Origin of the sequence: Blautia sp. MCC270 (assembly GCF_018785605.1) — a bacterium.
Lineage (GTDB): Bacteria > Bacillota > Clostridia > Lachnospirales > Lachnospiraceae > Blautia_A > Blautia_A fusiformis.
Map to the genome: position 1 here is coordinate 29,245 of NZ_WQQD01000004.1, position 12,218 is coordinate 41,462.

11 protein-coding genes are annotated in these 12,218 nt (G+C 46.6%); 4 read left to right on the forward strand and 7 right to left on the reverse strand.

The window, feature by feature from the left end; translation table 11 throughout:
• Positions 1-10 precede the first annotated feature (10 nt).
• Both GPK58_RS01390 and GPK58_RS01395 read right to left on the reverse strand, forming a co-directional pair.
• Complete coding sequence (locus GPK58_RS01390; protein WP_118752571.1) at positions 11-2,206, reverse strand: DNA topoisomerase III; 2,196 nt, start codon at positions 2,204-2,206, stop codon at positions 11-13.
• 154 nt (positions 2,207-2,360) lie between these two features.
• On the reverse strand, positions 2,361-3,035 hold the full coding sequence (locus GPK58_RS01395) for a response regulator transcription factor (RefSeq protein ID WP_118752572.1): 675 nt from the start codon (positions 3,033-3,035) through the stop codon (positions 2,361-2,363).
• Between the two features lie 180 nt (positions 3,036-3,215).
• Here GPK58_RS01395 and GPK58_RS01400 point away from each other — a divergent pair, with 180 nt between their 5' ends.
• Both GPK58_RS01400 and GPK58_RS01405 read left to right on the forward strand, forming a co-directional pair.
• A complete protein-coding gene (locus GPK58_RS01400) occupies positions 3,216-4,148 on the forward strand; it encodes a diacylglycerol/lipid kinase family protein (RefSeq protein WP_118752573.1) in 933 nt (310 codons plus the stop codon).
• 73 nt (positions 4,149-4,221) lie between these two features.
• On the forward strand, positions 4,222-4,911 hold the full coding sequence (locus GPK58_RS01405) for a phosphatase PAP2 family protein (protein WP_021652290.1): 690 nt from the start codon (positions 4,222-4,224) through the stop codon (positions 4,909-4,911).
• A 25-nt stretch (positions 4,912-4,936) separates the two neighbouring features.
• Here the strand turns inward: GPK58_RS01405 and GPK58_RS01410 are convergent, their stop codons facing one another.
• The 3 genes from GPK58_RS01410 to sfsA are packed head-to-tail and all read right to left on the reverse strand — an operon-like array spanning position 4,937 to position 7,698.
• Positions 4,937-5,953 (reverse strand): glycosyltransferase family 2 protein, encoded by a 1,017-nt coding sequence (locus tag GPK58_RS01410; RefSeq protein ID WP_021652289.1) that lies wholly within the window; start codon positions 5,951-5,953, stop codon positions 4,937-4,939.
• A complete protein-coding gene (gene mutY, locus GPK58_RS13020) occupies positions 5,950-7,005 on the reverse strand; it encodes an A/G-specific adenine glycosylase (protein WP_252195738.1) in 1,056 nt (351 codons plus the stop codon). Before mutY ends, GPK58_RS01410 begins: the two co-directional genes overlap by 4 nt.
• A 12-nt stretch (positions 7,006-7,017) precedes the next feature.
• On the reverse strand, positions 7,018-7,698 hold the full coding sequence (gene sfsA / locus GPK58_RS13025; protein WP_173758972.1) for a DNA/RNA nuclease SfsA: 681 nt from the start codon (positions 7,696-7,698) through the stop codon (positions 7,018-7,020).
• Between the two features lie 303 nt (positions 7,699-8,001).
• Between sfsA and GPK58_RS01420 the strand changes: the two genes are divergently transcribed.
• Positions 8,002-8,622 (forward strand): HAD family hydrolase, encoded by a 621-nt coding sequence (locus GPK58_RS01420; RefSeq protein WP_173775632.1) that lies wholly within the window; start codon positions 8,002-8,004, stop codon positions 8,620-8,622.
• Between the two features lie 2 nt (positions 8,623-8,624).
• Positions 8,625-9,983 (forward strand): MATE family efflux transporter, encoded by a 1,359-nt coding sequence (locus tag GPK58_RS01425; RefSeq protein ID WP_173775648.1) that lies wholly within the window; start codon positions 8,625-8,627, stop codon positions 9,981-9,983.
• A gap of 106 nt (positions 9,984-10,089) precedes the next feature.
• Here the strand turns inward: GPK58_RS01425 and GPK58_RS01430 are convergent, their stop codons facing one another.
• Both GPK58_RS01430 and GPK58_RS01435 read right to left on the reverse strand, forming a co-directional pair.
• Positions 10,090-10,389 carry a DUF3784 domain-containing protein gene (locus GPK58_RS01430; protein WP_015527011.1) on the reverse strand — a complete coding sequence of 100 codons (300 nt, stop codon included), beginning with the start codon at positions 10,387-10,389 and terminating at the stop codon, positions 10,090-10,092.
• 82 nt (positions 10,390-10,471) lie between these two features.
• The gene (locus GPK58_RS01435; RefSeq protein ID WP_252195739.1) at positions 10,472-12,106 is read right to left on the reverse strand and encodes a L,D-transpeptidase family protein; all 1,635 of its coding nucleotides are present in this window, start codon (positions 12,104-12,106) and stop codon (positions 10,472-10,474) included.
• Positions 12,107-12,218 lie beyond the last annotated feature (112 nt).

A 12,218-nucleotide genomic window follows, 5' to 3' on the forward strand; every position in this document is an offset into this window, starting at 1 on the left:
GGCAATTTATTTAATCCAGTTTAATTCCTGACAACGCCTGCGCAAATGCATTGTTCACCGGCTCATTGGCCTCTTTCTGCTGTTTCTTAAGATAACGCTGCACATCACGCTTATTCACACCTGCACCCTCTTTGGCTCGTCTTGCCTGGAAGGATGAAAGCTTTTCTTTATAGCCGCACTGACATACAAAGGTCTCTTCTTTTCCCTTCAGAAGCATCTCCATACGCTTATGGCATTTCGGACAGCGCGCATTGGTGGTCCTGGATACTGTCTCTCTGTATCCGCATTCCCGGTCCTCGCACACCAGCATTTTGGCATTCTTTCCGTTGACTGCCAGGAGATGTTTGCCGCAGTTGGGGCACTTCTTGTTTGTCATATTGTCATGGCGGAAGGTTCCCTGTCCGCCTTTGATCTCATCTACGATCTCACAGGCATATTTACGGATCCCTGTGAGGAATTTATCCTGACGGAGCTTTCCGTTTGCAATATCACTGAGCTTCATCTCCCAGTCTGCGGTAAGCTCCGGCTTTTTCAGTTCTTCCGGAACCAGCTCCAGAAGCTGTTTCGCCTTGGAGGTAATGTAGATCTCATTGCCTCTTTTTTCCATCATAAAGCTGTTGAAAAGCTTCTCAATGATGTCCGCTCTTGTGGCTACCGTTCCAAGTCCACCGGTCTCACCAAGGGTTTTTGCCGCTTTTTTGTCGTGGCTTTCCATAAAATGAACCGGATTTTCCATGGCACCAAGAAGTGTGGCCTCTGTAAATCTGGCCGGTGGTTTTGTTTTGCCTGCTGTAAGAGCTGCTCCTTCCACAGTAAGTATCTGACCTTCCGTAAGCTCCGGAAGCTTCTGGTCTTTCAGCTTATCCGATGAATCCTCTTCTTCCTCATCCTGCCAGCCGCCTTCGTAGACTTCTCTCCATCCGGCGCTTTTTACGATCCGTCCGCTTGCCGCAAAAGTCTCTCCTGCTGCCGTTCCTTCCATACTAACCTGCTCATATACAGCCGGCGGATACAGAACGCTTAAGAAACGGCGCACAACCATATCGTAGATCTTCCGCTCCTCGTTTGTCATATGATCCAGCTGTACAAACTGTTCTGTAGGAATGATGGCATGATGGTCACTGACTTTCTTATCGTCTACAAAACTTGCATTGGCCTGGATTGGTTTATTGGCCAACGCACCGGCAAGTTTCCGGTAAGGACCTGTCCCGCATGCCTGAAGACGTTCTTTAATGGTAGGAACGACATCTTTTCCTATATATCTGGAATCCGTTCTTGGGTAGGTAAGGACTTTGTGATTCTCGTAGAGCCTCTGCATGATATTCAGAGTTTCCTTTGCAGAAAAGCCGTATTTCTGATTGGCTTCTCTCTGAAGAGTGGTCAGGTCATAAAGCCCCGGCGCATAGGTCTTCTTCGGCTTTCTGGAAACCTTTGTTATGGTAAGGTTGCTTTTTCCTGCCTTTGTCTGGATCTCCTGGGCACGCTCCTTCTTAAAGGTGCGGAGGCTTCCGCTTTTTCCGTCACGCCAAGTCCAGCGTACATTTCCCGCCTGCAGAGTGATCCCGTAATAATCCTCCGGCTTAAATTCCCGGATCTCCTGCTCTCTTCTTGCGATCATGGCAAGGGTGGGGGTCTGCACACGTCCGCAGGAAAGCTGGGCATTATATTTACAGGTCAGCGCTCTGGTCCCGTTCATTCCCACCAGCCAGTCCGCCTCCGCCCTGGCCTGTGCCGCACGGTAAAGATCATCATAATCATGGCCGTTTTTAAGGTGGGCAAAGCCGTCACGGATTGCTTTGTCCGTTACGGATGAGATCCACAGACGCTTAATAGGTTTATGGCAGTCTGCCTTTGCAAGGATCCACCTTGCAACCAGTTCTCCCTCTCGTCCGGCATCTGTGGCAATGATGATCTCCCCGATATCCTTCCTGTAAAGCTGGGTTTTCACCGCATTGTACTGCTTGGAGGTCTGGCGTATCACCACCAGTTTCATTTTCTCCGGCATCATGGGAAGCGTGGAAAGCTCCCATTTGGTATATTTTTTATCGTATTCTTCCGGATCTGCCAGTGTTACCAGATGTCCCAGGGCCCAGGTCACTACATAGTCTTTTCCTTCCAGGGTTCCGTTCCCCTTCTGACTACAGTGGAGGACTCTGGCAATGTCTCTGGCAACGGATGGCTTCTCCGCAATTACTAATGATTTCATATTTTTTTCTTTCACCTCTTACTCTTTGGAGCCTGTTTCCTAATGGCTCCGGGGTTCAACTATTATAGCATGAAAAAAGCACTTCGTCCAGAAAAGGGCCGAAGCCTTTTTCCGTCGAAATGCTCTTTACTTTCATATTACTCTCAGCAGCTGTTCATGCACATTTTCCGCTGATCTTATAGCCCACTCCACGAACTGTTTCCACCAGATCTCCTGCCGGGCCAAGCTTCTGGCGAAGGGTACGGATATGTACATCTACGGTTCTGCTCTCCCCGTCGAATTCATATCCCCAGATCTGATTTAAAAGCTGTGTTCTGGAAAGAACCGTACCACTGTTTTTCAGAAGGAGACAAAGCATCTCGTATTCTTTCAGTGTCAGATTCACAGGCTCCTGATCAACAGTTACCTCATGTCTTCCCGGACATACATAAAGATTTTCCATACGATACTCCTCTGCGCCATTGTCCTCTGCTCTCCGAAGAAGGGCACGTACCCTGGAGATCAGTTCCATCATACGGAACGGCTTCGGAATGTAATCATCTGCACCGCTGTCCAGACCTACCACGGTATCAAACTCACTTCCTTTTGCAGTAAGCATGATCACCGGAAGTTTCCGCACATCCGGACGGATACGGATTTTTTTTAAAATAGACAGTCCGTCTTCCTCCGGAAGCATAATGTCCAGAAGCACCAGTGAAGGCAGTTCTTTTTCCAGCGCTTTCCAGAAAAGTGATGGCCGTTCAAAACCCTGTGCCTCCAGACCCTGACTGTTTAATGTATATACAACAAGTTCACGGATACTTTCATCATCTTCCACAAGATATATCATAATTTTCCTCCAGCTTCATTTTTCATCTGATACGTGCAAGTATAAAGTGCATTCGTAAAATCCAACATAGAAAAAAGGTTAAGTTTATGTAAAATATAGAAATCCTTAAGAAATTTTAATTTGTAAAAGCCGAACGTCAATGTTATGATAAAGCAGAGAGTTGTTTGGAGGTTTTTTATTATGTATTCTTTTATTGTGAATCCCAATTCAAGATCCGGTGAGGGACGTAATGTCTGGAACCGGCTTCGCAGCATCATGGAAAGTCAGGGGATCTCATATCAGTATTTTCTCACAGAATATGTGGGACACGCCACAGTACTGGCACAGAGGATCAGTGCCGCCGGAACACCGGAGGATCCGGTAACTCTGGTAACAGTAGGCGGTGACGGCACTATTTACGAAGTACTTACCGGGATCATTGATCTGTCTTCGGTTGTTTTCGGATTTATCCCGGTCGGGTCCGGCAACGATTTCTGCCGCAGTATGGGCCTGCCCTTTGATCCTTTTGAAGCGCTTCGCTCTATCCTTGAAAACAGACGGACCATTTTCATGGATGTTCCTGTTCTCCACCTTGGCAGCCATTCCTACCGTTTCGGCATCAGTGCAGGAATGGGCTACGATGCGGCAATCTGTCAGGAAGTCCTGATCACACCTGGCAAAAAATTTCTCAACCGTCTCCATATGGGTAAACTCATCTACCTTATGGTGGCACTGAAGCAATTTCTCTTCCTTACTCCGTCCCCGGTCACGATAACACTTGACGGGAACAAGCCACAAACCTTCAGCAGGACTTGGTTTGCGGCTGTAATGAACCAGAAATATGAAGGCGGAGGCTTTAAATTCTGTCCAAACGCCAGTCCGGAGGATGGTTTACTGGATGTGATCGTTATTGAAGGAATCTCCAAGCTGAAAATGCTGTTCTGCCTGCCGAGCGCTCTCTGGGGAAAACATACCCGCATTCGCGGTGTACATATTTTACAGTGCAGGAACGTACATATTACAAGTGACCATTCCCTTCCTGTGCATAAAGACGGAGAATCCGGCGGAATCCAGCGTGAATTTTCTGTGACCATTGAAAAGAAACCTTTAAAAATCATAATGCCTGTGTTATAGTAGCAGGTAGATACTTAACAAAAAAGAAGCTTAAGGCTGACATCAGCCATACCTCAAGAAAAGGAGCGGCAAAATGTTGAGTAAAATAAAAAAATACAGGCACGGTTTTATCATAGCAATCTATTTCGTTGCCTATCTTATCCTGTTTGGATATCTGGAGCAGCGGCCTGTACGAGCCTACCATGTTGTACATACTGTTTTTGATGATATGATCCCGTTCTGCGAGATTTTTATTATTCCGTACCTTTTATGGTTTCCATATGTGGTAATAACGGTTGTGTATTTCCTGTTTCGCAATAAGAATAAAAAGGAATATTTCCAGCTGATCTTCAACCTGATGATGGGAATGACGGTTTTCCTTGTTGTTTCCTACATCTATCCGAACGTTCAGTATCTCCGCCCTGCGGTATTCCCCAGAAGCAACATCTTTACACGACTGGTGGCCGAGCTCTATCGGACAGATACTCCCACCAACATCCTGCCAAGTATCCATGTATTTAATTCCCTGGCTGTTTATTTTGCCATTCATCACTGCCAGGCACTGAAAGACAGGAAATGGCTTCAGCGAGGAGCCCTGATCCTTTCTGTTCTGATCATCCTGTCCACCATGTTTATCAAGCAGCACTCCGTGATCGATGTATGTCTTGGTACCACACTGGCACTGTTCGGACATCTCCTGTTCTATCCACAGAGAGTGGAGGATTACGAGGAACAGCGCTCCCTATCTCATATGCGCAAGAAGAAGCCGGAACAGAATTTATAAAAAAAGCCCCGTTGGGGGCTTTTTTTTAATTAAATCCATAAAACTTCTGACAGATCTTATAGGCTGCCACAAACATCTTTCTTCCACCTCTTCCGGGAAGATTGGACACCCTTCCGAAGAGACTTCTCCGAAGCTTCCGGTACAGTCCCATATTCTGATCTTTGATGTAATCCTGCAGCTCCTGTTTTTTATCCAGGCATTCCTGCGTTGCAGCTCTTACCAGCATGATCGAAGAAACGGTTGTGATGATATCCAGATAGCTGAACATATAAGCACGAAGTCTGCGGTTGCTCACATTAGCCTTCAGATAGGCGTCCACCATCAGTTTGTTTACACGGATCTGCTGATCGATACGCTTGATCATCACTTTCTCATTGACAGACTGATCATCTCTTCCAATAAAATATCGATAGAAATTTACATCCAGATAATAGAGATTTTTTACATAGGGAAGCGGCTCAAACGCAAACAGGTTATCTACGTAGAACGTATGCTTCGGAAGCTCCATTCCACAGTCATGGAGAAGTTTTGTACGGTATATCATGGAATGCATAAGGAGATACTGGCCTTTTTTCATGTGGCGTACCTCATCCCATCCGAAAATCTGGTTTGTCGGAAAACAGTGTCTGTACTGCATGACCTTTTTGCGGGTAGCTCCCTGCTTCTCATAAACGAAATTACTGATGAGAAGATCCACGGTCTCAGCCCCACGTATCAGTTCATAAAGTGTTTTCAGGACCTCATAGTAGGCATCCTGATTTACCCAGTCATCACTGTCCACAACCTTGAAATAAAGTCCTGTTGCGTTTTTGATCCCTGTGTTGACTGCCTGTCCATGGCCGCCATTTTCCTGATGTATGGCTTTTACGATAGTTGGATATTTCTCGGCATAATCATCTGCGATCTCGGCAGTACGGTCACTGGAGCCATCATCTACAATGATGATCTCTACTTCCTCTCCTCCGATCAGCAGGGAATTGATGCATTTTGACATATAAGCCTCTGAATTATAGCATGGTATTGCTACGCTCAAAAGTTTCATGTGTTTTCCTCCTTCATATATCTGGTGTATGCGCGAAACGCAGATGGTATTGCATATTTTTTATCGGATTCTCTCTTATCCACAAACAGGAACTCCCCCTGCGGTGCTTCTTCCAGAGAGGATACAGCGATACGATAAGCACACATCCTCCATTCAATATGAGAAAAAATGTGCTTCGCATCCGGCAGTGCTTCAATCCGCAGTGGTTCCAGTCCCATGGCTTTTACCCGGGCAAGTGCCGCCTTCTCCGTCAGATGTCCTTCCACATTTGGAAGCTCATAAAGGCCTGCCAGAAGTCCTGTATTCGGACGTTTACGGATCGCTGTACCTGCTCCGTCCTGGATCACAAGGACCGTTCGCTGTTCTATGGTGCGGGCTTTCTTCTGTGCTTTTACGGGAAGTTCTTCTACAGTTCCATGCTTTCTAGCAAGGCAAAAATGCCCCAGCGGGCATTCTTCGCACTTTGCTGCTCCGTTTGGAACACAGACTACAGCTCCCAGCTCCATCATAGCCTGGTTGAAATCCCCTGGTCTGTCCTCAGACATCTGCTCTGTAAGATCATTTTCCACTGATTTCCGTACAGACTGTTTCATGATATCTCCACGGTTTTCGGTGAGTCTTGCGTATACCCGCAGCACATTTCCATCTACTGCAGGGACTTTCTTTCCGTAGGCAATGGACGCAATGGCACCTGCCGTATATCTTCCTATTCCTTTTAACGAGAGAAGTGTCTCAAAATCCTCAGGGATCCTGCCTCCATATTCTTCCATGACCTGAACAGCCGCTTTCTGCATGTTGCGGACACGGCTGTAATAGCCAAGGCCTTCCCACAGCTTGATGATCCTCTCTTCCGGTGCCGCCGCAAGGGCTGCTACATCCGGAAGTTCCTGGATAAAGCGCTGAAAATAAGGTTTCACCGCTTCCACTCGGGTCTGCTGGAGCATGATCTCAGATACCCAGGTATAATAGGCATTGTCTTTATCTCTCCAGGGCAGGAGCCTTTTGTTTTTATCGTACCATTTCAGAAGGGGTTCTGCAATGTTTTCAGGCATATCATTTCCTTTCTATAATCTTACCGGTATCGGATCACAGATCTTCATGGAATCTTCCGTGACGGCACAGTCATAGGCCAGGATGTGAACACCGGCATCTGCTGCCGCCTTAAGTGTTTCTCCAAATTCCGGATGTGTCTCCCGATTTGGTTCAAAATACCTTACATCCTTCATCTGGATCACCAGAAGAAGATACGCCTCATAGCCGTCAGCTGCTGCATGCATCAGCTCACAGAGATGCTTGATCCCCCGTTCTGTAGGTGCGTCCGGAAAGCGCACGATATTATTTTCTTCCAGAGTGACGCCTTTTACCTCGATAAAAGCCTTTCGCTTCCCGGATTCCACATACAGGTCAAAACGGGAATTTCCGTATGTCTTTTCTCTCCTGACAGTCACTTTCTCCGGAAAAAGATTTCCGGCCGCCACCCACTCTTCTGCTGCTTTATTTGGGGCCTGGGAATCCATATTGATCCAGCGGCCCTCCTTGTTCACACTGATCAGATCGTATTTCGTTTTCCTGGCAGGATTATCACTCTTTTCCAGGATCACTTCTGCTTCCGGAACAAGAAGTTCCCGGCATCTGCCTGTATTCTTCACATGGACCGTTTCCAGCTGATCCCCGATCTGCACATGAGCGATAAAACGGTTAGGCCTGTCTTTGAATATACCTCTGATCGTATTCTTATAATTCATAGTTTTTCCCTCGTAACCCTTACTATAACATAAAATCTTCAAAAGCGCAGTTGCTTTTTTTTCTTTTCTCATATAGAATTGTTTTGATAACTGTTCACTGGTAATATTCCGCGAGGTGTTTTTTGTGAGCGAAGGCCACAGAAAACCCGAGACATACCGCGCGAATTTATGCGATTAACATAAATTCTGTGCATCGCGAAGCGTATTGCTGAGAACGGAGTGAACAGTAACTTGTTTTGTACTATGTCCAGTACAAAGGGTTGCTTTTTTTACATATCATAGTTTTTTGGGGAGGTTTTTCTGATGGACAGTATTATTTTTGATGTTGACGGTACGCTCTGGGATTCCACCGGGATCGTAGCTGAGGCCTGGAGTGATTACCTTATCCATACGGAGCACATGGATACCGACGTAAGCGCCAAACGACTGATGGGGCTTTTCGGCCAGCTGCTGCCGGATATCGCAAAGGCTCTTTTCCCCGAGCTTCCGGAAGCCGAACAGCTTCGTATCATCGACGGCTGCTGCCAGGCAGAGCACGAGGCACTGCTTCGCAAATGTGCTCCGCTGTATCCGGATCTTGAGAAAACACTGAAGATTCTTTCCAGCCGTTTTCCTCTTTTTATCGTCAGTAACTGCCAGGCCGGATATATTGAAGTGTTCCTGAAATCCACAGGCTTCGGACACTATTTCAAGGGCCATCTCTGTCCCGGTGACACCGGCATGGCCAAAGCGGAAAATATCATGAAAATCCGCGAGGATAATAATCTTTCCGATCCGGTTTATATCGGTGATACTATAGGAGACTTTAATGCCTGCCAGAAAGCAGGAGTTCCTTTTATCTTTGCTGAATACGGTTTCGGTCAGGTGGATAAACCGGATTACCGGATCACCAGGCCTTTTGACCTTACGGAGATATGCAGATGAGTATGAAAAAATCAAAATCCATAGACCTTACTTCCGGTCCGATCCTGAAAACGCTTTCAGAGCTTGCTCTTCCTATCATGGCATCTTCCCTTCTTGGAACTGCCTATAATATCACAGATATGGCCTGGATCGGGCTTCTGGGATCCAAGGCAGTTGCCGGTGTCGGTGTGGGCGGCATGTATGTGTGGCTTTCCCAGGGACTGGTAGCCCTTCCGAGAATGGGCGGACAGGTAAACACCGCACAGTCCTGCGGCCGGAAGGATTATAAAGAGGCACGTTCCTACGCGGCCAGTGCCCTGCAGATGACCATTCTGTTCGGTCTCTTATTTTCTGCAGCAAGTATTATATTTCTTGATCCTCTAATCGGATTTTTTAATCTGACAGACCCGGAAGCATATTCTTCTGCCAGATCTTATATGCTGATCACCTGCGGACTGATCATTTTTTCCTTCCTGAACCTGACTCTCACCGGACTTTTTACAGCCCAGGGAGATTCCAAGTCTCCGCTGATGGCCAATTTTCTTGGACTTGTGGGAAATATGCTCCTGGATCCGCTCCTGATCCTTGGCATTGGACCTTTTCCACGGCTTGAAACGTTAGGTGCTGCCATTGCCACAGTAACTGCACAGTTTCTGGTTTTTGCAGTGCTGGTTTTCCGGATCTTTACTTCCGGGCTGGAAACAAATGTACTTCGTGAACTTCATCTTTTTTCACGTTTTCCGGGAAAATTTTATAAAAATATCTTCCGCATTGGTTTTCCAACCGCTATCCAGAGCATGCTCTACTGTATGATCTCCATGGTACTGACCAGAATGGTTTCCGCCTTCGGTGCTGCTGCCATTGCTGTCCAGCGTGTGGGCGGACAGATCGAATCCGTTTCCTGGAACACCGCGGACGGCTTTGCCTCTGCCTTAAATGCTTTTACCGCACAGAATTTCGGTGCAAAAAAATACGACCGCATCCGCCAGGGCTACCGTATTTCCTTTGGTATCCTGACAATCTGGGGCCTTATCATAACTGCAGCCTTTGTGCTGCTCCCACGCCCGATCTCCGGACTGTTTTTCCATGATCCGGAATCCCTTGGGATTTCTGTAAATTACCTGATCATCATCGGCTTCTGTGAGGCTTTCATGGCCATTGAGCTGATGACCATCGGTGCACTGTCCGGCCTTGGTATGACCAAGCTCTGCAGTATCATCAGTATTATCCTGACAGGGGCCAGAATCCCGCTTGCCATGCTGCTGACTCATGCGGGAATGGGACTTAATGGTATCTGGTGGGCACTTTCCCTTACTTCCATCGTAAAGGGAATCATCTTTACTCTGACATTCCGGCAGACCAGCCGAACGAAATTAAACTAAATACAGACAGAAAAACTCCCCGCAAATACCGGAGCCTGATCAGACAGGTTACCGTTTCACGGGGAGTTCTGCTTTTTTACCTAAAGGATAGTTCTGATACTTCTGATCATTTTTTGATACATTTTGTTCTGAGTACAAACAGAAATACCGCAAGTATCACAAACAGAATTACTACATAGGCGATCTTTGCTGCTACACTTGTGGTAAATGCGTCAACTCCTGTAGCCACTCCGATAAGTATCAGACAGATTCCTGAAACCTTTTCCATTTTTTTCTCATCATACTTCTGGGCTCTGGCCTGTGTGTTTCCGCCTTTCATAAAAAAGGAACCGTGTCCGGTAAAAAGCATAAATCCTACTACCAGTGCTGCGATTGTAAGTATAAAGCTGAATGACTGATCAAACATAATATTTTCCTCCTGCTAAAGAACAGGAGCCACACACCGGATCACCGGCTGGCTCCTGTTTGTTTTTTGACTACAGATCCGATCAATAGAAACAGACGATCGGAACATTATACTGGATAATGTTGTAAAGCTCTCCCGCTTTATCCGGCGGCATATTGATACAGCCGTGGGAACCTCCGGTTAGATACCGATCGCCTCCAAAATACGGCTGCCAGTCTGCATCATGGAATCCAATGCCTCCGTTAAACGGCATCCAGTAGGTTACCGGCTGTTCATAGGAATAGGTTCCGTCTGGTTTCTTGGTGCCACGTAGCACATCCGGGCTCTTCTTATAATACAATGTGAAGATTCCAGGAGGTGTTTTTCTCTTCGGATCACTTGCAAGTCCGGATACGATATCTGATTCAAAGATCACATTTCCATCCTGATAATACCACATATACTGTTCTGTAAGGTCCACTTCAATGTAGGTATTTCCCAGATCATTCACACCATAAGAATTGGCTCTCATGGAATAAACCGGCTCTCTGGTCGTCTGAGCTCCGGACTGGATCTCCTGGGTAAGCTGTGCCACCTCTCCGTCCTGATCGATCTTCCAGCCATATGCAGAACCGGAAACCGAAACAGTTCTTCCGCTTGTTGTCTGGAACTGACGCTCTGTACCTACTGTATCATGATCCGCTGCAAGCTGTGCCACATAATCCACGATATGCTGTTTGAAGGATGCTTCATCCTGGATCAGCTGGCCCTTTTCGTCAAACTGCAGCCAGTTCTTGATGGTGCTTCCATCAAGTGTTACTGTCTCATCTCCAAATGTGTAGGTGATGCTTGCCCTCGCAAAGTTATTATATGCATCCACCGTTGCCTGCAGATCTGCACTGTCGCTGGTCACATCTGCTTTCACATAAGCATCCGGGTTACTGCTAAGATCTACTTCCCCGTCATCGCTGCTGATAGCATCACTGATCATCTGATAGGCTTCTTTTACCTTCAGTTCACTTCCCACTGTCTCCGGCACGATCGTAAACTCGGAATCATTAAAGCTTACGTACGCATTCTCCGGTGCTACCTGATTCTCTTTCTGGGCACAGTTCAGTGCTTTCACTTCTGACTCCAGCTTTGACTTGTCAAAAGCTGTCTGCTCACTGGCTGTGTAAGTCGTCTTTTCAAAAAATCCTCTCACCCATTCATAGGGCTTCTGCGCTTTCAAAAGCTTCAGAACTTCACCACTGGATATATAACGATAACTGATATCCGTTCCTTCTATCGTCTGCGGTTCCTGATCTCTGGCCTTTACCTGGATGGAATAGCCTTCCATTTTTTTTGCGATCTCCTGCTCAACCTCATATGCAGTCCTGTTGGAGCTGTCGATCCCGTTAATCGTTGTGCCCTCAAAGAAATGACTGGTGTAATAATAAGATACTCCTGCATATGCACAGCCTGCCACTACCAAAACCATGGCGGCGATCATTCCAGTTACCTTCAGTGCCTTATGCTTTTTCTTTTCGGGTATAACAATAGGTTCAAATTCAGATTCATCGATAGGTACGTAGGTGATCTTCCTTGGCCTTGCTGATTTCGAAGGTCTTGCCGACTTGTGAGCAGCTGATCTGTTATTTTTATTTTCAGGCTGAGGCTCTCCTGCAGTATCACTGACGATTTTTGCCATGGCATCATTGATCCTGTCCTCGATATCCCTCTTTTCATCGTTGCTCATATTTATTCACCTCTATGTTCATGTGCCTTCAAAAAAGGCATCTTTCCATTGATACTTTCTGGTCTTACTCACCAGCTTTTTCATTATATCATACTTTCCGGAAATTGCATCT